The sequence below is a fragment of the Pantoea sp. C2G6 genome, assembly GCF_051336815.1.
Lineage (GTDB): Bacteria > Pseudomonadota > Gammaproteobacteria > Enterobacterales > Enterobacteriaceae > Pantoea.
In genome coordinates this window covers 360830-380495 of sequence record NZ_JBGMNJ010000001.1, presented here as the reverse complement: position 1 = coordinate 380495, position 19666 = coordinate 360830, and the positions used below count along the sequence as shown (strand labels likewise).

Annotated in this window: 22 protein-coding genes; 16 read left to right on the top strand and 6 right to left on the bottom strand. The window is 57.4% G+C overall.

Annotation, left to right across the window (positions count from 1 at the left end):
• The first annotated feature begins 7 nt into the window (after positions 1 to 7).
• The gene (locus ACCW71_RS01810) at positions 8 to 1018 is read left to right on the top strand and encodes a Ppx/GppA phosphatase family protein (RefSeq protein WP_436369229.1); all 1011 of its coding nucleotides are present in this window, start codon (positions 8 to 10) and stop codon (positions 1016 to 1018) included.
• A 19-nt stretch (positions 1019 to 1037) separates the two neighbouring features.
• Here the strand turns inward: ACCW71_RS01810 and ACCW71_RS01805 are convergent, their stop codons facing one another.
• Positions 1038 to 1250 carry a DUF2767 family protein gene (locus tag ACCW71_RS01805; protein WP_436369228.1) on the bottom strand — a complete coding sequence of 71 codons (213 nt, stop codon included), beginning with the start codon at positions 1248 to 1250 and terminating at the stop codon, positions 1038 to 1040.
• A gap of 189 nt (positions 1251 to 1439) precedes the next feature.
• Between ACCW71_RS01805 and ACCW71_RS01800 the strand changes: the two genes are divergently transcribed.
• The 4 genes from ACCW71_RS01800 to ACCW71_RS01785 all read left to right on the top strand — a co-directional run bounded on the left by ACCW71_RS01800 (position 1440) and on the right by ACCW71_RS01785 (position 3782).
• A complete protein-coding gene (locus tag ACCW71_RS01800) occupies positions 1440 to 1688 on the top strand; it encodes a DUF883 family protein (protein WP_090962124.1) in 249 nt (82 codons plus the stop codon).
• 149 nt (positions 1689 to 1837) lie between these two features.
• Positions 1838 to 2008: a hypothetical protein gene (locus ACCW71_RS01795; RefSeq protein ID WP_181405378.1), complete on the top strand. Its 171-nt coding sequence runs from the start codon at positions 1838 to 1840 to the stop codon at positions 2006 to 2008.
• Positions 2009 to 2370: 362 nt separating this feature from the next.
• The gene (locus ACCW71_RS01790; RefSeq protein WP_436369226.1) at positions 2371 to 3432 is read left to right on the top strand and encodes a glycosyltransferase family 9 protein; all 1062 of its coding nucleotides are present in this window, start codon (positions 2371 to 2373) and stop codon (positions 3430 to 3432) included.
• The gene (locus ACCW71_RS01785; RefSeq protein ID WP_436369224.1) at positions 3432 to 3782 is read left to right on the top strand and encodes a DUF1493 family protein; all 351 of its coding nucleotides are present in this window, start codon (positions 3432 to 3434) and stop codon (positions 3780 to 3782) included. The genes ACCW71_RS01790 and ACCW71_RS01785 overlap by 1 nt, the downstream gene beginning before the upstream one ends.
• On the opposite strand, the gene ACCW71_RS01780 is transcribed toward ACCW71_RS01785, so the two are convergent.
• The 4 genes from ACCW71_RS01780 to icd form a co-directional block, all read right to left on the bottom strand.
• On the bottom strand, positions 3779 to 4789 hold the full coding sequence (locus ACCW71_RS01780) for a glycosyltransferase family 9 protein (RefSeq protein ID WP_436369223.1): 1011 nt from the start codon (positions 4787 to 4789) through the stop codon (positions 3779 to 3781). The two genes, ACCW71_RS01785 and ACCW71_RS01780, sit on opposite strands and share 4 nt — an antisense overlap.
• 447 nt (positions 4790 to 5236) lie before the next feature.
• Positions 5237 to 5455: a hypothetical protein gene (locus tag ACCW71_RS01775; RefSeq protein WP_436369221.1), complete on the bottom strand. Its 219-nt coding sequence runs from the start codon at positions 5453 to 5455 to the stop codon at positions 5237 to 5239.
• Positions 5456 to 5597: 142 nt separating this feature from the next.
• Positions 5598 to 5795: a hypothetical protein gene (locus ACCW71_RS01770; RefSeq protein ID WP_436369219.1), complete on the bottom strand. Its 198-nt coding sequence runs from the start codon at positions 5793 to 5795 to the stop codon at positions 5598 to 5600.
• A gap of 293 nt (positions 5796 to 6088) precedes the next feature.
• Positions 6089 to 7339, bottom strand: a complete 1251-nt coding sequence (icd, locus tag ACCW71_RS01765) for an NADP-dependent isocitrate dehydrogenase (RefSeq protein ID WP_436369217.1) — start codon at positions 7337 to 7339, stop codon at positions 6089 to 6091.
• Between the two features lie 104 nt (positions 7340 to 7443).
• On the opposite strand from icd, the gene rluE reads away from it, so the two are divergent.
• The 8 genes from rluE to ACCW71_RS01725 all read left to right on the top strand — a co-directional run bounded on the left by rluE (position 7444) and on the right by ACCW71_RS01725 (position 15298).
• Positions 7444 to 8106, top strand: coding sequence for a 23S rRNA pseudouridine(2457) synthase RluE (gene rluE / locus ACCW71_RS01760; protein WP_436369216.1), 663 nt, complete (start codon positions 7444 to 7446; stop codon positions 8104 to 8106).
• 43 nt (positions 8107 to 8149) lie between these two features.
• The gene (locus ACCW71_RS01755; protein WP_436369214.1) at positions 8150 to 8623 is read left to right on the top strand and encodes an NUDIX domain-containing protein; all 474 of its coding nucleotides are present in this window, start codon (positions 8150 to 8152) and stop codon (positions 8621 to 8623) included.
• Positions 8624 to 8665: 42 nt separating this feature from the next.
• Entirely contained in the window at positions 8666 to 9778 is a 1113-nt protein-coding gene (gene mnmA, locus ACCW71_RS01750) for a tRNA 2-thiouridine(34) synthase MnmA (RefSeq protein ID WP_436369213.1), read from the top strand.
• Between the two features lie 42 nt (positions 9779 to 9820).
• Positions 9821 to 10462: a high frequency lysogenization protein HflD gene (gene hflD, locus ACCW71_RS01745; RefSeq protein WP_436369212.1), complete on the top strand. Its 642-nt coding sequence runs from the start codon at positions 9821 to 9823 to the stop codon at positions 10460 to 10462.
• A 44-nt stretch (positions 10463 to 10506) separates the two neighbouring features.
• Positions 10507 to 11877 (top strand): adenylosuccinate lyase, encoded by a 1371-nt coding sequence (gene purB / locus ACCW71_RS01740; RefSeq protein ID WP_436369211.1) that lies wholly within the window; start codon positions 10507 to 10509, stop codon positions 11875 to 11877.
• Between the two features lie 104 nt (positions 11878 to 11981).
• Positions 11982 to 12650 (top strand): two-component system response regulator PhoP, encoded by a 669-nt coding sequence (phoP, locus tag ACCW71_RS01735; protein ID WP_436369210.1) that lies wholly within the window; start codon positions 11982 to 11984, stop codon positions 12648 to 12650.
• A 2-nt stretch (positions 12651 to 12652) separates the two neighbouring features.
• Positions 12653 to 14113 (top strand): two-component system sensor histidine kinase PhoQ, encoded by a 1461-nt coding sequence (phoQ, locus tag ACCW71_RS01730; RefSeq protein WP_436369208.1) that lies wholly within the window; start codon positions 12653 to 12655, stop codon positions 14111 to 14113.
• 57 nt (positions 14114 to 14170) lie between these two features.
• Positions 14171 to 15298 (top strand): JmjC domain-containing protein, encoded by a 1128-nt coding sequence (locus tag ACCW71_RS01725; protein ID WP_436369206.1) that lies wholly within the window; start codon positions 14171 to 14173, stop codon positions 15296 to 15298.
• 91 nt (positions 15299 to 15389) lie between these two features.
• Here ACCW71_RS01725 and pepT read toward each other — a convergent pair whose 3' ends face one another.
• Complete coding sequence (pepT, locus tag ACCW71_RS01720) at positions 15390 to 16619, bottom strand: peptidase T (RefSeq protein WP_436369204.1); 1230 nt, start codon at positions 16617 to 16619, stop codon at positions 15390 to 15392.
• Positions 16620 to 16932: 313 nt separating this feature from the next.
• Between pepT and potA the strand changes: the two genes are divergently transcribed.
• From potA to potC, 3 genes are read left to right on the top strand one after another with little or no spacing between them, the layout of a single operon-like run.
• Positions 16933 to 18048, top strand: coding sequence for a spermidine/putrescine ABC transporter ATP-binding protein PotA (gene potA / locus ACCW71_RS01715; RefSeq protein WP_436369202.1), 1116 nt, complete (start codon positions 16933 to 16935; stop codon positions 18046 to 18048).
• Positions 18041 to 18892: a spermidine/putrescine ABC transporter permease PotB gene (potB, locus tag ACCW71_RS01710; protein ID WP_436369705.1), complete on the top strand. Its 852-nt coding sequence runs from the start codon at positions 18041 to 18043 to the stop codon at positions 18890 to 18892. Before potA ends, potB begins: the two co-directional genes overlap by 8 nt.
• Complete coding sequence (potC, locus tag ACCW71_RS01705; protein ID WP_436369201.1) at positions 18889 to 19662, top strand: spermidine/putrescine ABC transporter permease PotC; 774 nt, start codon at positions 18889 to 18891, stop codon at positions 19660 to 19662. Before potB ends, potC begins: the two co-directional genes overlap by 4 nt.
• Positions 19663 to 19666 lie beyond the last annotated feature (4 nt).

The following is a 19666-nucleotide window of genomic DNA, read 5'->3' as shown; positions in this document are numbered from 1 at the left end:
AGGCGCTATGCGTGCTGTTACGCTGTGGGCTGTGACCCTGTTCTGCTCGCTGTTTTTCACCACCGCTGCCCAGGCCGATCGCTGTCAGCAAATCCGCGCCGGTCTCGATATGGGTTCCGGCACCACCAAAATTGCGGTGGCCCGCGTCAATGTCTGTCAGCAGCGCATTGAACAGCTGCTCTATCAGGATCAGCGTGCCGTGGCCTGGAACGAGGCGCTGGCGCACGCAGCGGATAACCAGCTCAATTCATCGATTACCCACGCCGGGGCGGCCGCGTTGCGTGAGTTACTCACTCAGGCGCAGCGCTTTCATCCGCAGCGCATCAGCGGCGTCGCCACCGCGGTATTCCGTCATGCCAGCAACGGTCAGGCGGTGGTTGAGGCGTTACAGCGCCAGGCCGGGGTGCCGCTGACGATTATCTCCCAGCAGCAGGAGGCAAAACTCGGTTTTCTCTCCGCGAAGGCGGCGCTGAACGATCCCACGCTGCGTGACGATCAGCTGCTGGTCTGGGATATTGGCGGCGGCTCAATGCAGATGACCGCCTGGCAGCAGCAGGCGGGCGAGCCGGTAGCGGAGATCTATCAGGGGAAACTCGCCTCGGTGACGCTGAAAAATTTCATTCTGCGGGTGCTGAAGAATCAGCCGGATGCCGCCAGCCCGAATCCGATTGGCTCCTGGCGACCCTCGGTACTGCGCTTTGTGCAGTTCTACGCCGCCAATGATGTCAGCCCCCAGCTTAAACAGGCGGTGGCGGGCCGGCGGGTGATCGGCATCGGTGGCGTACACGGCTTTTCAATCCGCAATCAGCTGCCGGGCAAGCCGACGCGCTACACGCTGGCGATGTTGACCCACTTATCGCAGCAGCAGGTCTGGAAAGGTGACAGCGAACTCAGCGGAGACTACCGTGCCACCGATGTCAGTAATCTGCTGCTGGTGGAGGGCTATATGCAGGCGCTGAAGATCGATGAAGTCACGGTCGTCGAGGCCAGTCTGATTCAGGGCGTGCTGTTGCAGTGACGCCACTCCCTGGCACCGCTTACGGGTCGGGTCTGACCATACGGATAGCGTGATCGAGCAGCCGCTGTTCATCCCGCTCGCTGTGGGAACGCTGCTGGCGCACCCGCTTCAGGACGTTATAGATTTCAGCGCGGTGGGTCTCATGACCCCGCTCCATCAGCACCACCGCCGCGTCGCCAATCACCCGGCACACTTCGTCATAATCCTCTTCATTCAGTGCATCACGTTTCATCGTCGCTCCTCCGGCTGCGCCTCATTTCGACGCTTATTTCCCAAGGCTAGTCAGGAAATGGCTGGCCTGCAAACCCAGCGCCATTCACAGCCAGAAACGTTTTTTTCACGGCTGACGGGCGGCTGACGGCGCAGAGTTTGGGATCTTTGCTACGCTTTGAGAGTCTTACTAAAAACCAAGGAGCGAGAAATGTCAGGAAAAATCGAAGATAAAGTAAAAGAAGCGGCTGGCGCAGTTCAGGAACAATGGGGCGCAGCAACTGGCTCTTCTGAGCATCAGGCGAAAGGCGCAGCGCGCCGTTACACCAACCAGGCGAGCTATGCAGCACGCGATGCCGCTGAGACCATCAGGGATCAGGTTCAGTCTAATCCTGTTGCCGGTCTGGCTGTTGCCGCAGGCGTTGGCGTATTCATCGGCTTCCTGCTGGGCCGCAAGTAATCCGGCTGAATGCGTAACAGAACGGGAGCCACTGGCTTCCGTTTTTTTGTTTTACCGGTATCGCTTCCTGAAAAAAGGCTTAAAAGCCGATTGGGCAGCGTCAGGGGCATCTGAACCTGATCCATTTCTGACAACATCAAGGTGATAGCATGAAAACCATTCCTGCCCTGCTGCTGGTCGCAGCGACATTAACCTCCCTGGCGGGCTGTTCACATCAGAGCAGCGCGATTAAAGAAGATGGTCGCCCTCACGCGCCAAGCGGACAGGCTTCGCCAGGCGGCACCCTGGGTTCCGGCCCGGTGGGTCAGCCACAGTCATAATAGCCTGCCCCGGCGCATGCGCCGGGGCGGTTTTCCGATGCGCTGATCGCGCGGCTGAATTAAAGCCTCTCCTGCTAATAATTATCCCGCTATTTATTTCAGATAAAATAAAAAACCCTGCATTAAAAATAAAATCATTGCCAGAATCATCTTAAACCTTTTCAATTAATTTCCCTTTCCTGACGCAATCCTGTAAATAAGCCCGGGCATAAACCTCAAAACGTTGTGGGTATATTTTAAACGAAAGGTATACGACTCCTAAAAATAGCCCGCCCCGATGAACTTTATCCGCCCCATTAATCTCTAACCCTTCACAACATCTTTCTGTTTAATAAAATTGATACATTGAAGAGAATTCAGACGTGAAGAAAAAAAAGATTTATCTGATAGACCGGCTTTTAACGTTTTATTCTCTTTTTTCGGGCAGAAAGAAAGCGCACGCCTTGCAGAGCCTCAATCCCGCCACGGTGGTCATCTACTCCACTACCGCGCTGGGCGACTTTCTGATGAACACGCCGGCTATCTGTAGTCTCAAAAAACGCTTTCCCGCCAGTAAATTTATTCTGGTTTCCAGTAAGAAAAATAGTGATTTAGTCAGCCGTTATCCCTGGTTTGATAATATCTATCTGTGGGATAACAAACTGCTCAATTTTCTGCCCTTGTTCTTCCGGCTGCGCCGTCATAAACCTGAGCTGTCGGTGATATTACACGCCCATTTTCCGTACGATATTATGAGTTCGGTATTAACCGGCAGTCAGACTATTCTGCGCGACCATTATGGCAGCGAGTCTCCACTGTTAAATAAACATCTGGATCACTATTCGGGCTATTTCGACGATCACACCATTAAACGCAAACTGAAACTGATTGAGGCGCTGGGCGCAGAGACGTACCAGACCCGGATGCATCTGCCGGACACGGAAGCGGGTGCCGCGCCGGCGACGCACCATCGCCGTATCGGTTTTCAGTTAGGCGCTTCAAAAGAGATCCGCCGCTGGCCGCTGGCGTCATTCAGCCAGCTGGCGATCACCCTGCTCGACCGCTGGCCGGACAGTGAAATTATCATCACCGGAACGGCTGCCGAGCAGCCGCTGGAACAGGCATTTCTTGACAGCCTGCCGCCGCACTACCGTAAAAACGTGACGCCGATGGCGGGTAAAACCCGGCTCAGCGGGCTGATTAGCCTGATCCGCAGCCTTGACCTGCTGGTGACTGGCGATACCGGCCCGCTGCATATCGCGGTGGCGGCGCAGGTTCCTACCGTCAGCCTCTTCTCTACCGCCAATCCGCGCTACACCGGCCCCTGCCAGGACAGCGAGCGGCATATCGTTATTCATCGCCCTGGAAAGCAGGCCTCACAACATCCGATGGCGTCAATCAACGCGGAAGAGGTCGCCGGGGCCGTGGCGAAGCTGGTGGGATAATGAAGGGATCTCCGCACTCCGGCACGGCCGAGGCGATCCGGTCGCTGATTGACTACCATAATCAGCCGACCCTCGCTGGCCGGTATCTGAAAATCGACCGCCCTGGCTTCTGCCTGCAACAGTTGCCGCTGAGTGAAGTGGATTTCGCCATGCTGATGAGCGATTTCTTTATCACTTTTGGCGTTAGTTCAGAACATTATGATGAAGCCCGCTACTTTCCGGTGCAGCCGCCGCGGCGCGCTCAGCTGGCCCGTTGGTTTGGCTTCGGCAGTAGCGTGCCTTATCGCCCGCTGACGGTCGCTATGCTGTGTGACGCGGCCAGACAGGGATGCTGGCCGCAGGAAGATTAGTGAGTCAGGAGGCGCCTGAAAGCGTCATAAACCTCGTCGCTGCTCAGTGCGCTGACGTCGCGCGTGGCCGGTTGCAGCACCTGATGTTTTACCTGCCACGGGTGCCAGCAGGCGGGATCGCTGTCGCCAAACAGCGCGACCACCGGCAGTCCCAGCGCGGCCCCAATGTGCATCGCGCCACCGTCACTGCTCACCAGTCCCTGACACAGCGACATCGCCGCTATCAGCTCTGGCAACGTGTGGGTTGCCACCGCCCTGACCGGCAGATGGGCACAGCGCGCCATAATCTCCTGCGCTTTTTCATCATCCCCCGGATGGCGCGGGTTGTCGCGGCTGCCCGGTGACCACAGCAGCATAATCTGACAGGCGTGATGGCCCGCGATTTTTTCAGCCAGTGCGGCAAACTTTGCGGCGTCCCACTGCTGGCTCGGCTTGCGGGCGCTGATTTGCAGCGCATAGACCGGCACCGCCGGATCAGGTGCCCAGGTATGACGCAGGCTGGCCACCCTCTCCGCATCCGGCAGCAGAGTCAGCTTGCCTGGCGCCGTTGCGCCGAGCTGAAAAGGCCGAGCCAGGCTGAACAGGGTTTCGCAGATGTGGGATGGCGATCCACTGGCTGGCGGCAGCAGATCGGTGATCAGCGGATGGGGCGTCTCTCCGAGCGCGATGACGCGGGCGGGACGCAGCTGCTTTACCCACTTCATGCCGTGCTGATCCCAGCGGCTTTTCGCCAGGATCACCACATCGTAGCGCTGCTTTTTCAGGGTCAGCATCAGCTTCAGCCGCTGCAACAGACAGGCCAGCCTCCCCTGCCCAGCGTCGCGATGATGCAGCTTGGTGTAACAGAAGAGCTGCCGGATGTCGGGATTGCGCTGCAATACCGGTGCCGCATAGTTGTTGGTCAGCACATCGACCTGATAGCGGCCCTCTCTGGCCAGCGCACTGATCAGCGGCGTGGTGAGTAAGGTGTCGCCAATATTATCCCGACAAATCATTAAAACCCGCATCTCTGACATCCTTTGCGGACAGGCTGCGCTGTTCCGGCTGGTTTAAAGTAAGGCACGCCCGTTTACGGTTACGCGAACGTTAACGAGACGGCACAAGTCAGCAGATTAGTCAGCAGAGAATGGGGTTGGTTCAATGATGGCGGCAACGGGGAGAAGGCAGTACGCGCAACAGGTGGCCCCTGTCACGCAGAAAATGGCGGCCACGCAAGCGACCTCTCTTTTATTCACATCGGGTACTCAGATGAAGGATTATCTTATCCGATAGCGGAAATAATGTAGCAGGCCGCTGATGACCCGCAGACTATGACGATGACGATGAGGCGCTGTTATTTAACACATCGCATACAGCAGTTATTTAAAATAGCGCTGCCGTGACGCCTGAGTAGAAAAGCCTGGGGGTTAGCCTGTTATTTGCTGTAAGTCTCGTTTGAAAACGTACTTTGATATTTAGTTATTATTTTTCAGCAGCGCTATTGCCAGATCCCGTACCGGGGCGGCGTCAAAGCCGTTACAGATCTGAGCGATTTTCGCGGCGATAGCCTCAGCCGTCACCGGCTTATCCTCAGCGATTAACACCATCACCGCCTCACCCAACAGCAACCGGCAGGCTGCCATAGCGTCAGACACCGATTCATCATCCATATCCACCTCCCTCTCCGCAGCCATCAGATTACCCTGCTGATGCGATCATCGCATGCATCCTGCTCCATTACTGCGACACAGCTTCCAGCCGCGCCACCGGGCCCGCCGGGCAGGCTCATCGCCCGACACCTGTTTGTGCCGGGCACACTGTTGCTTCTAATGTTGGTCAGGCACTTTCACACCTCAGCAAATCGATAGCAACATCGTAAACCAGCGCAGGCTGAGAATCGGGCAACATCGCTTTAACCTTCTTTTCCAGGGCATCATTGGTGATCGGTTCTTTATCCGCCACCAATTCCAGCACCGCCTGGCCAAACATCATGCGACAGATATATATCGCATCTTTTGCATATTTAACGTCCATAACACCTCCTTTTAAGTGAGCCATTACAGTACCGAAATTTAACTCCCGACTGACGCCAGATGTGCGTTAAGCGCTTATTTTACAGTGGAATCAGACAATGGAGTTTACAGAAATATTGCAAATATAAGCCGGATGAAACAGCGGTGATGGTTAACCTCAGCGGGTCGGCGAGGAATAAGGAGAGGAGACGCGCGTTTTATTGCGTGAATAATGGAGCAGATCTGAACAGGTTCAGGAAGGGGGCGTAAATAAGCCAGCATAATAGATTCACGTTATGCTGGCTTACAACGGTATTACATATTTTCGATGATCGCGTCACCAAACTCTGAACATTTCAGCAGCTTAGCGCCATCCATCAGACGTTCGAAATCGTAAGTCACGGTTTTGTTAGCGATAGCGCCTTCAACACCTTTAACAATCAGGTCAGCCGCTTCGAACCACTCCATGTGACGCAGCATCATCTCTGCGGAGAGGATCACGGAACCAGGGTTCACTTTATCCTGACCAGCATACTTCGGTGCAGTACCGTGGGTCGCTTCGAACAGCGCGCACTCGTCACCGATGTTAGCGCCTGGGGCGATACCGATACCGCCAACCTGTGCCGCCAGGGCGTCAGAGATGTAGTCACCGTTCAGGTTCATACAGGCGATAACGTCATATTCGGCCGGACGCAGCAGGATCTGTTGCAGGAACGCATCGGCAATCACATCTTTCACGATGATCTCTTTACCGGTGTTCGGGTTTTTGAACTTCATCCACGGGCCACCGTCGATCAGTTCGCCGCCGAACTCTTCTTTCACTAACTGGTAGCCCCAGTCTTTGAAAGAGCCTTCGGTGAACTTCATGATGTTGCCTTTGTGAACCAGGGTCAGTGAATCACGATCGTTGGTGATGGTGTATTCCACTGCCGCGCGTACCAGACGTTTGGTACCCGCTTCTGAACATGGCTTAACGCCGATCCCGCACTGCTCAGGGAAGCGAATTTTCTTCACGCCCATCTCTTCACGCAGGAACTTGATCACTTTGTCCGCTTCGGCAGAGCCCGCTTTCCATTCGATACCGGCATAAATATCTTCGGAGTTCTCACGGAAGATCACCATGTCGGTCTCTTCAGGACGTTTAACCGGGCTTGGCGTGCCTTTGTAGTAACGTACCGGACGCAGGCAGACATAGAGGTCCAGCTCCTGACGCAGGGCGACGTTCAGTGAACGAATACCGCCGCCGACCGGGGTGGTCAGTGGGCCTTTGATGGCCACGCGATATTCTTTGATTAAGTCGAGGGTTTCCTGAGGCAGCCAGACATCCTGGCCGTAGAGTTCAACTGACTTCTCACCGGTGTAAATCTCCATCCAGGAGATTTTACGCTCGCCGTTGTAGGCTTTCTTCACCGCCGCGTCGACCACTTTCAGCATCACCGGGGAAACATCAACACCGATACCGTCACCCTCGATGTAAGGAATGATCGGATTGTTGGGTACTGTCAGCTTGCCCTGATTCAGGGTGATTTTTTGACCTTCCGCCGGAACAACTACTTTGCTTTCCATTAACCTCTCCTGGGCGTTTGTTAATGATTTGTAAGATGCGGGTCAATACTACTTGAATATTTCCGTCACGCCAATCACCGCAATTTCACGTTATAATGCGCCGAATGTTTCTGACTGCAAAGCCCATGCGAAAAACTTCTCAACGAATTCACCAGGATAAACGATTCAGCCGTCCGACGCGCGATGCGCGCCGCGCCCCTGCCCGCCCTGCGGCCCCGCGCCGCGTGATCCTGTTTAACAAACCTTTCGACGTTCTGCCACAGTTCACCGATGAGGCGGGCCGCCGCACCCTGAAAGATTTTGTCAGCGTCGCGGATGTTTACGCCGCCGGTCGGCTGGATCGGGACAGCGAAGGATTGATGGTACTGACCAACGACGGCGCCTTGCAGGCCGCGCTGACCCAGCCCGGCAAGCGCACCGGCAAGATCTACTATGTGCAGGTGGAGGGCGAACCGCAGGAGGCGGACCTGCAACCTTTGCGTGATGGCGTGACGCTGAAAGATGGCGCGACGCTGCCGGCCGGCGTCGAAAAAGTGGACGAACCGGCGTGGCTCTGGCCGCGCCAGCCGCCTATCCGTGAACGCAAAAACATCCCGACGCAGTGGCTGAAAGTGACGCTGTATGAGGGCCGTAATCGTCAGGTGCGCCGGATGACCGCCCATATTGGCTTTCCCACGCTGCGGTTAATCCGTTACGCCATGGGCAGCTATACGCTTGACGATCTGGCTTCAGGCGCGTGGCGTGACATCAGCGATCGGCCCGCCTGACGCTGTTTTTTTATAACCTCAGGTTAACAATCACGGAGCAGCGATGTTTAAACCTCATGTAACGGTGGCCTGTCTGGTGCAGGCGGAAGGTGAACTGCTGGTGGTGGAAGAGACGATCAACGGTCGTGCCACCTGGAACCAGCCTGCCGGTCATCTGGAGGCGGATGAAACGCTGCTGGAAGCGGCGCAGCGTGAACTCTATGAAGAGACCGGCATCCGCGCCCCGATGCAGTACTTCATCGCGATAAACCAGTGGATCGCCCCGGACAATACGCCTTTTGTGCGGTTTCTGTTTGGTGTCGACCTGGATAAAAAAGCGCCGACCGCGCCGCAGGACAGCGATATTGATTGCTGCTGGTGGCTGCCGCCAGCGCAGATTCTCACGGCCTCTAACCTGCGTTCACCGCTGGTGGCGGAAAGTGTGCGCCTCTGGCAACAGGGCAGCCGCTACCCGCTCCATCTGGTCAGCCCGTTCCAGTGGCCGTTTCACGAGGGTGCGCGCCAGCCTTCCGCGTGATAGAATGCGCCGCCTGTTTTTTTATCGTTATGCGAGCGTGTCATGTCTGACAACAGCCAGAAAAAAGTGATCGTCGGTATGTCCGGCGGCGTCGATTCTTCCGTTTCCGCCTGGTTACTGCAACAGCAGGGCTACCAGGTTGAAGGCCTGTTCATGAAGAACTGGGAGGAGGACGATGGCGAGGAGTATTGTACCGCCGCGGACGATCTGGCGGATGCGCAAGCGGTGTGCGACAAGCTGGGTATCCGGCTGCACAAGGTGAACTTTGCCGCTGAATACTGGGATAACGTCTTTGAGCACTTCCTCGAAGAGTACAAGGCGGGTCGCACCCCCAATCCCGATATTCTCTGCAACAAAGAGATCAAATTTAAAGCGTTCCTGGAGTTCGCGGCGGAAGATCTGGGGGCGGACTTTATCGCCACCGGTCACTATGTACGCCGCCAGGACGTGGCGGGCCAGAGCCAGCTGCTGCGCGGGCTGGATGGCAACAAGGACCAGAGCTACTTCCTCTATACCCTGAGCCACCAGCAGATTGCCCAGAGCCTGTTTCCGGTGGGTGAGCTGGAGAAACCGGAAGTGCGCCGCATTGCCGAGCAGCTGGATCTGATTACCGCGAAGAAGAAAGACTCTACCGGCATCTGCTTTATCGGTGAGCGTAAATTCCGCGACTTCCTGGCGCGCTATCTCCCGGCGCAGCCTGGTGAAATCGAAACCACCGAAGGGCAGATCGTCGGTGAACATCAGGGGTTGATGTATCATACTCTGGGGCAGCGCAAAGGGCTGGGTATCGGCGGCCTGAAAGAGAGCAAAGACGATCCCTGGTATGTGGTCGACAAAGATGTGGCGCGCAATCGTCTGATTGTCGCCCAGGGCGGCGACCATCCCCGCCTGATGTCGGTCGGCCTGATCGCGCAGCAGCTGCACTGGGTCGATCGCCAGCCCATCACCGCCCCGCTGCGCTGCACCGTGAAAACCCGCTATCGTCAGAGTGATATTCCCTGTGAGATTATCCCTCACGGCGACGAACGCATTGAAGTGCGGTTCGACGAGCCGGTAGCGGCGGTGACGCCGGGCCAGTCCGCGGTCTTCTATCTCGGCGAAGTCTGTCTCGGTGGCGGTATTATCGAAGAGCGTCTGCCGCTGGTAACAGAATAAGCAGGCTCAACCTACGCCGATCACGCGCAAACAGGAGTCACCGTGGCGAAGAATTATCAGGAAATCACGCTGGCACTGGCAGGCATCTGTCAGTCGGCACATCTGGTGCAGCAGCTGGCACAGCAGGGACACTGCCAGCCGGAGGCCCTGACCGTCTCGCTGCGCAGCGTGCTGGATCTCAATCCGGGTTCGACGCTGGCGGTGTTTGGCAACAATGAAGCCAATCTGCGTCTCGGACTGGAAACCCTGATGGCGGTGCTCAACAGCAGCAGTCGCCAGGGCGCCGGGGCAGAACTGACCCGTTACACCCTGAGTATGATGGTGCTGGAGCGCAAGCTCAGCGCCAGTAAACCTGCGCTGGCGACGCTGGCGCAGCGCATCAGTCAGCTGGACCGCCAGCTGGCGCACTACGAGCTGGAGTCGGACACCATCCTCAGCGCGATGGCGGGCATCTATGTCGATGTGATCAGCCCGCTCGGCCCGCGTATCCAGGTCACCGGTTCACCGGCGGTGCTGCAAAATAGCCAGGTGCAGAGTAAAGTCCGCGCCACGCTGCTGGCCGGTATCCGCGCGGCGGTGTTATGGCAGCAGGTCGGCGGTGGCCGACTGCAACTGATGTTCTCGCGTCAGCGATTGCTGCGCGAAGCGAAGACCCTCTTATCCCGGCTGCCACTGACTTACTGAGTCGGTGCGGCAAAACACTGTTAAATGATTCAGGAGTTGCACTGATGGAATTATCCTCTCTGACCGCCGTCTCACCTGTCGATGGTCGTTACGGCGATAAAGTCAGCCCGCTGCGTGCGATTTTCAGCGAATTTGGTTTGCTGAAATTCCGCGTTGAGGTTGAAGTTCGCTGGTTACAAAAACTGGCCGCGACCGCAGAGATCAAGGAAGTTCCTGCATTTGACGCTGACGCAAACGCTTTCCTTGATGCGATTGTCGCCGGTTTCTCCGAAGACGATGCGGCGCGCATCAAAACCATTGAGCGCACCACCAACCACGATGTGAAGGCGGTAGAGTATTTTCTGAAAGAGAAAGTGGCCGATCAACCCGCCCTGCACGCCGTCTCTGAATTTATTCACTTCGCCTGCACCTCTGAAGATATTAACAACCTCTCCCACGCGCTGATGCTGGAGAGCGCCCGCCGCGACGTGATCCTGCCTTACTGGCAGCAGCTGATCGACGCGGTGAAAGGTCTGGCGGGTGAATACCGCGATATTCCGCTGCTCTCGCGCACCCACGGTCAGCCCGCCACGCCGTCGACCATGGGCAAAGAGATGGCCAACGTCGCCTACCGGCTGGAGCGTCAGTTACGTCAGCTGAAACAGGTTGAGGTGCTGGGTAAAATCAACGGCGCGGTCGGCAACTACAACGCCCACATCGCCGCCTATCCCGAAGTGGACTGGCATCAGTTGAGCGAGAACTTTGTCACCTCGCTGGGGATCACCTGGAACCCCTACACCACCCAGATCGAGCCACACGACTATATCGCCGAGATGTTCGACTGCATCGCCCGCTTCAATACCATCCTGATCGATTTCGATCGTGACATCTGGGGCTATGTGGCGCTGAACCACTTCAAACAGAAGACCATTGCCGGTGAGATTGGCTCCTCGACCATGCCGCACAAGGTTAACCCGATCGACTTCGAAAACTCCGAAGGCAACCTGGGTCTGGCGAACGCGGTGATGCAGCATCTGGCCAGCAAGCTGCCGGTTTCACGCTGGCAGCGTGACCTGACCGACTCCACCGTGCTGCGCAACCTCGGCGTCGGCGTCGGTTATGCGCTGATCGCCTATCAGGCAACGCTGAAAGGCATCTCCAAGCTGGAGGTGAACCGCGATCGCCTGCTGGATGAGCTGGACCACAACTGGGAAGTGCTGGCGGAACCGATCCAGACGGTGATGCGTCGTTACGGCATTGAGAAGCCTTATGAGAAGCTGAAAGAGCTGACGCGCGGTAAGCGGGTCGACGCCGCCGGCATGCAGGCCTTTATCGACAGCCTGGCGCTGCCGGAAGAGGAGAAAGTGCGTCTGAAGCAGATGACGCCCGCAAACTATATTGGTCGTGCTATCCAGATGGTTGACGATCTGAAATAATGCCCGCCGCAGACCGGCCCAGCCCGGTCTGCGTTAACATCTTGTTTAATTCATTTCGCGTATACTTTCTTCAATTTGACTCATACAGAGAGTAAGGAATTTCTATGCGTGTTCTGGTTGTGGAAGACAATGCCCTGCTGCGCCATCATCTTGCCGTCCAGTTACGTGACATGGGCCACCAGGTTGATGCTGCCGAAGACGCCAAAGAAGCCGACTATTTCCTGCGCGAGCATCTGCCCGACATCGCGCTGGTAGACCTGGGTCTGCCGGATGAAGATGGCATGTCTCTGATCCGTCGCTGGCGCGGCGATGCGGTGCGCCAGCCGATTCTGGTGCTGACCGCGCGTGAAGGCTGGCAGGCCAAAGTCGAAGCGCTGGAAGCGGGTGCAGACGATTACGTCACCAAGCCGTTTCACATTGAGGAAGTGGCCGCCCGGCTCCAGGCGCTGATGCGCCGCAACAGCGGCCACGCTTCGCAGATTATCGATATGCCGCCGTTTCAGGTCGATCTGTCGCGCCGGGAACTGACGGTGAATGAGCAGCCGGTTAAGCTCACCGCCTTTGAGTACACCATTGTCGAAACGCTGATCCGCAACGCGGGCAAAGTGGTGAGCAAAGATTCGCTGATGCTGCAACTCTATCCCGACGCGGAACTGCGGGAGAGCCACACCATCGACGTGCTGATGGGTCGCCTGCGCAAAAAGATTTTAGCGCTGCACCCCACTGACGTGATCGCCACCGTGCGTGGCCAGGGTTATCGCTTTGATCTCTGACCATGTCCTGGTTTAACCGCTATCGCCCGATCTCGCTGCGCGCCCGCTTTCTGCTGGCCTCCGCAGCGATAGTCCTGTTCCTCTCCCTCTCTTACGGCATGGTCGCGGTGATCGGCTATGTGGTGAGTTTCGATAAAAACACCTATCGCGTGATGCGCGGCGAGAGCAACCTGTTCTTCACCCTGGCGCAGTGGCATGACAATAAGCTCACCATTGCCCAGCCGGAACGGATGACGCTTAACTTTCCGACGCTGGTGTTTATCTACGACGAGCATGGCAAGCTGCTGTGGGAGCAGCGCGACGTGCCGGACATCCGTAAAAAGATCCGCCGCGAATGGCTGCTGAAGCCTGACTTTTACGAAATTGACACCAGTAACCGCACCAGCATGGCGGCGATGGGCGATAACCTGAATGCCCAGCGGCGGCTGCACGCCTGGGACACCGACAGCGACGATACCTTTACCCACTCGGTCGCGGTAAACCGCTATGACGCCACCACCAATCTGCCCGCCCTGACCATTGTGGTGGTGGACTCGATCCCGCAGGAGTTGCAGCACTCCGATGTGGTCTGGTCGTGGTTCAGCTATGTGCTGGCCGCCAACCTGATCCTGATTATCCCGCTGCTGTGGCTGGCGGCGCACTGGAGCCTGCGCCCCATTGGCGTGCTGACGCAGCAGGTGCGTGAGCTGGAGACCAGCCAGCGCGAAAATCTGGCGGGCAATCCGCCGCAGGAGCTGCGCAGCCTGGTGCGTAACCTCAACCTGCTGCTGACCAATGAGCGCCAGCGCTATACCCGCTATCGCACCACCTTATCGGACCTGACCCATAGTCTGAAAACCCCGCTGGCGGTGTTGCAGAGCACTCTGCGCTCGCTGCGTAACGGCAAAGAGCTGACGGTGGAACAGGCGGAGCCGGTGATGCTGGAGCAGATCAGCCGTATTTCGCAGCAGGTCGGCTATTATCTGCATCGCGCCAGTATGCAGGCCGATCACAACCCGTTGCAGCGTGACCTGCACTCGGTTTCCGGTCTGCTCGACAGCCTCTGCTCGGCGCTGAACAAGGTGTATCAGCGCAAAGGGGTGGAGATTACGCTGGATATTTCGCCGGAGCTGACCTTTGTCGGCGATCAGAATGACTTTATGGAGGTGCTGGGCAACGTGCTGGATAACGCCTGCAAATATTGCCTGGAGTTTATCGAGGTCAGCGCCTACCAGAGTGATCATGCCCTGCATATCTACATCGATGATGACGGCCCTGGTATTCCTGAAAGCAAGCGCGATCTGGTGTTTGTCCGCGGCCAGCGCGCCGACACGCTGCGGCCTGGTCAGGGGCTGGGTCTGGCGGTGGTGCGCGACATCCTTGAGCAGTATGAGGGGAACGTCATCGCCTCCAGCAGCGCGCTGGGAGGCACCCGGATGGAAGTGATCTTCCAGCGCCAGGAAGTCGAACATCGTCGCGAGTAGAAAACCCTGTGGGCTGTTATACTAGCTGGCATTTACAGCCCTAAGCGGAACCCTTGTATGGATTATCAGCTCGATCTCAACTGGCCCGATTTTATTCAGCGTTACTGGCAAAAACGTCCGGTAGTGCTGAAGCGTGGCTTTAAAGACTTTGTCGATCCCCTGTCACCGGACGAACTGGCCGGGCTGGCGATGGAAAACGAGGTGGATAGCCGCCTGGTGAGCAATCAGGATGGCAAATGGCAGGTCAGCCACGGCCCGTTCGAGAGCTACGATCACCTCGGCGAGAACAACTGGTCGCTGCTGGTGCAGGCGGTCAATCACTGGCATGAGCCCTCTGCCGCGCTGATGCGCCCTTTCCGCTTCCTGCCTGACTGGCGCATTGACGATCTGATGGTCTCCTTTGCCGTGCCTGGTGGCGGCGTCGGCCCGCACTTTGATCAGTATGACGTCTTCATTATTCAGGGCACCGGCCGCCGCCGCTGGCGCGTCGGGGAGAAGGTGGCGCTGAAGCAGCACTGTCCGCACCCCGATCTGCTCCAGGTGGAACCTTTTGACGCCATCATTGATGAAGAGCTGGAGCCGGGCGATATTCTCTATATTCCGCCGGGATTCCCGCATGAAGGCTATTCGCTGGAGAACGCCCTCAACTATTCGGTCGGTTTCCGCGCCCCCAGCGGCCGCGAGTTAATCAGCGGTTTCGCCGACTACGCGCTGGCCAATGAGCTGGGCAGCCTGCGTTACAGTGACCCCGAGGTGCCTGCGCGTGACTGCCCGGCGCAGATCCTGCCGCAGGAGATTGAGGGGGTGCGTCAGGTGATGCTGGATGTGATTAACCAGCCGGAGCAGTTCGCCCAGTGGTTTGGTGAGTTTATTTCGCAGTCGCGGCATGAGCTGGATGTGGCCCCGCCGGAGCCGCCTTATCAGCCGGATGAGATCTACGACGCGCTGCAACAGGGTGATGCCCTGAGCCGCTTAGGGGGCCTGCGCGTGCTGTCGATTGGCGAGGCGGTCTTTGTCAATGGTGAGCGGGTAGAGTGCGCCCACCCCGGCGTGATGGCGGTGCTGGCGCAGCATTACCGTATCACCCTGGCTGACCTGGGCGACGCGCTGGACGACCCGGCGGTGCTGGCGCAGCTCGCCGCGCTGGTCAACGCGGGCTACTGGTACTTCGGCGACGACGAGTAACCGCTTACGGCGGCGCAACGCTGCGCCGCTGATTCAGGCTCTGCCGCTCACCTGGCGCAGAGCCTTCGCCACTGAAACCCGCCTGCGATTATCAGCCCTTCTTCTGCGCCGCCAGCTCAGCCAGCCGCACAATCACCTCGACCGATTTCGCCATGATATTCAGCGACGCGAACTCATGCTTGCCGTGGTAGTTGTAGCCGCCGGTAAACAGGTTCGGACAGGGCAACCCTTTCCAGGAGAGCGCCGAACCGTCGGTGCCGCCGCGAATCGGTTTCACCACCGGTTCAATGCCGCAGTCGCGCATCGCCTGCAAAGCCAGTTCAATAATGTGCGGGAACGGCTCTACCTTTTCACGCATATTGCGATAGCTGTTGGTGATCTCAACGCTGACGGAGCAGTCAGGGTGCAGGGTTTTGTTGATCTCCGCGGCGATCTGCAACAGCGTCTGTTTACGCTGCTCAAAACTTTCCGTTTCGAAGTCGCGAATGATGTAGAGCATCTCGGCATGTTCCACACTGCCTTTGATCTGATGCAGGTGATAGAAGCCTTCGTAACCCTCGGTGTACTGCGGTTTTTCGCGGGCGGGGACCGCCGCATGAAACTGGTTGGCCAGATCCAGCGCATTGACCATCACGCCCTTAGCGGAACCGGGATGCACGTTGTTGCCGACGATTTTGACCGTGGCGGAGGCGGCATTGAAGTTTTCATACTCAAACTCACCGAGATCGCTGCCATCCACGGTGTAAGCCCAGTCGGCGGCGAAGCCTTCGACGTCGAAGTGCGAGGTGCCGCGCCCGATCTCCTCATCCGGGGTAAAGGCGACGCGGATGGCACCATGCGGAATATCGCTCGCGGCCAGCTGCGCCATCGCCGTCATGATCTCGGCGATGCCCGCTTTATCGTCAGCACCCAGCAGGGTTTTGCCATCGGTGGTGATCAGCGTATGGCCCGTCAGCTTGTGCAGCACCGGGAACATCACCGGCGACAGGATCTCATTGCCGTTACCGAGCGCAATGTCACCACCGCGGTAGTTTTCAATAATCTGCGGATTCACATGTTTCGCCGTAAAGTCAGGCGAGGTATCCATATGGGAGATGAAGCCGATCACCGGCGTCGGCCAGTCAACATTGGCGGGCAGTGTCCCCATCACACAGCAGTGATCGCTTAAGGTGACGTCAACGAACCCCAGCGCCAGCAGCTCTTCCTGCAACTGACGCGCCAGCGTCCATTGCCCCTCACTGCTGGGAACCTGGCGCGCCTGTGGCTTAGCCTGTGTCTCTACTGCGACATAACTTAAAAAGCGCTCAAGTAACTGTTCCATATCCCATCCTTTAAAAGTGCCGTCCGACATTATTCACAGACCCGGCGTTCACAATCTTGCGTAAAATCATTCGCAGACAGGTTAGCGCTGTCGATGACCTCAGGGAAAGCGATAAGCCCGAAAAAAACGCCTTATTGCGTGATTGTTGCGGCAAATCCCGCAATGTTGTTAATAACCCGGCGAATCATCCCCCCATCAGCGCCAAAACATGGCATTGCCCTGTTTTTCAGGTATCATCCGCCCCTCCTTGCTGGCTGGCTGCGGTAAGCGGCTATGCTTTAACCTGTTCGACCTTAGACTGACTGAGACTACAATGACGCAAACACGCGCACAGCAGGCGCTGGTTACGCTTTCTGGCATCAGTAAAGCCTTTGATGGCAGGACCATCATTGATGATTTTAATCTGACGATCCATCACGGCGAGTTCATCACCCTGCTCGGCCCGTCCGGCTGCGGCAAAACCACCATTCTGCGCCTGATTGCCGGTCTGGAAGCGGCGGATCGCGGCCATATCACGCTGGATAACCAGGATATTACCGCCACAGCCGCCGAGCACCGTCACGTCAATACCGTGTTTCAGAGCTATGCCCTCTTCCCGCATATGACGGTGTTTGAAAATGTCGCTTTTGGCCTGCGGATGCAGAAAACCCCGGCCGCGCAGATCACCACGCGGGTAAATGACGCGCTGGCGATGGTGCAGCTGGAGAGCTACGCCGACCGCCGTCCTCATCAGCTCTCCGGTGGACAGCAGCAGCGCGTCGCCATCGCCCGCGCGGTGGTGAATCGCCCTAAGGTGCTGCTGCTGGATGAGTCGCTCTCGGCACTGGATTACAAACTGCGCAGGCAGATGCAGAACGAGTTAAAAGCGCTCCAGCGTAAGCTCGGCATTACCTTTGTGTTTGTAACTCACGATCAGGAAGAGGCGCTGACCATGTCCGATCGGATTGTGGTGATGCGGGACGGAAAAATTGTGCAGGATGGCACGCCGCGCGAAATCTACGAAGAACCAAATAATCTGTTTGTCGCCCGTTTTATCGGGGAGATCAATGTCTTTGACGCCGAGGTGATCGCCAGTGACCGCGCGCCTCAGGTGCGGGCCAGAGTGGAAGGCCGCGAGTGCGACATTCACTGTCCCTTCCCGGTGAGCGTGGGCGATCGGCTGCATGTGATGCTGCGCCCGGAGGATCTGCGGGTGGAAGAGATTGATGATAACCGCGCGGTCGAGGGGCTGATCGGCTATGTACGCGAGCGCAACTACAAAGGGATGACGCTGGAGTCCACGCTGGCGCTGGAAAACGGCAAGCTGGTGACGGTCAGTGAGTTCTTTAATGAAGATGACCCGGACTTCGATCATTCGCTGAATCAGAAGATGGCGGTGAACTGGGTGCCGAGCTGGGAGGTGGTGCTGCCGTATGAAGCTGATGCGTAACGGTTTTCAGAAAAGTGTTATCGCGCTGATTGTCGGCTGGCTGACCCTGTTTGTCTTTCTGCCCAACCTGATGATTATCGTCACCAGCTTTCTGACGCGCGACGACGCGCATTTCGTCAGCACGGTTTTGACCCTCAGCAACTATACGCGCCTGCTTGATCCGCTCTATGCCGAAGTGCTGCTGCACTCGCTCAATATGGCGCTGATCGCCACCCTCTGCTGTCTGCTGCTCGGGTATCCTTTCGCCTGGTGCCTGACAAAGTTACCGCCGCGCCTGCGCCCGCTGCTGCTGTTTCTGCTGATTGTCCCGTTCTGGACCAACTCGCTGATCCGCATCTATGGGCTGAAGATTTTCCTCAGCACCCGCGGCTGGCTGAATGAGTTGCTGCTGACGCTGGGGCTGATTGAGAAGCCGTTTCGCATTATCTATACCCCGGAGGCGGTGATCCTGGGGCTGATCTCGATTCTGCTGCCGTTTATGGTGCTGCCGCTCTACTCCAGCCTGGAGAAGCTTGATAAACCGCTACTGGAAGCGGCGCGCGATCTCGGCGCCGGTAAGCTGCAAACCTTTTTTCGCATCATCGTGCCGCTGACTATGCCCGGTATCATCGCCGGCTGCCTGCTGGTCTTTATCCCGGCGATGGGGCTGTTCTACGTCGCCGATCTGCTGGGTGGGGCAAAGAATCTGCTGATTGGCAACGTGATCAAAAGTCAGTTCCTGAACATTCGCGACTGGCCGTTTGGCGCCGCCACCAGCGTGGTGATGACCCTGCTGATGGGGCTGTTGCTGCTGATTTACTGGCGCGTGGCGCGCCTGCTGAATAACAAGGTGGATTTAGGATGATGGCGCGCCTGTTACGCGGCTCCTTTATGAGCCTGATTTACGCCTGGCTCTATATTCCGATTGTGATCCTGATCGTGAACTCGTTTAACGCCTCACGCTTTGGCATCAACTGGCAGGGATTGACCACCCGCTGGTATCGCCTGCTGCTGAACAACGACAGCCTGATTCAGGCGGCGCAGCATTCACTGATCATGGGCGTGCTCTCCGCCAGCTGTGCCACCCTGATTGGCTCCCTCACCGCGGTGGCGCTCTATCGCTACCGGTTTCGCGGTAAGCCGTTTGTCGGCGGGATGCTGTTTGTGGTGATGATGTCGCCCGACATCGTGATGGCGATCTCCCTGCTGGTGCTGTTTATGCTGCTGGGTATTTCGCTGGGCTTCTGGTCGCTGCTCTTCTCCCACATCACCTTCTGTCTGCCGTTTGTGGTGATTACCGTCTACTCCCGGCTCAAGGGCTTTGATGTGCGGATGCTCGAAGCGGCAAAAGATCTCGGTGCCAGCGAAATCACCATTCTGCGCAAAATCCTCCTGCCGCTGGCGATGCCCGCCGTGGCCGCAGGCTGGCTGCTGAGCTTTACCCTGTCGATGGACGATGTGGTGGTCTCCTCGTTTGTCACTGGTCCTTCGTTCGAGATTTTGCCGCTGAAAATCTATTCGATGGTCAAGGTGGGCGTGTCACCTGAAGTGAACGCGCTGGCGACCATTTTAATGCTGCTGTCACTGCTGCTGGTGGCAGGCAGCCAGTGGCTGCTGCGTGACAGAAACCGATAAGAGG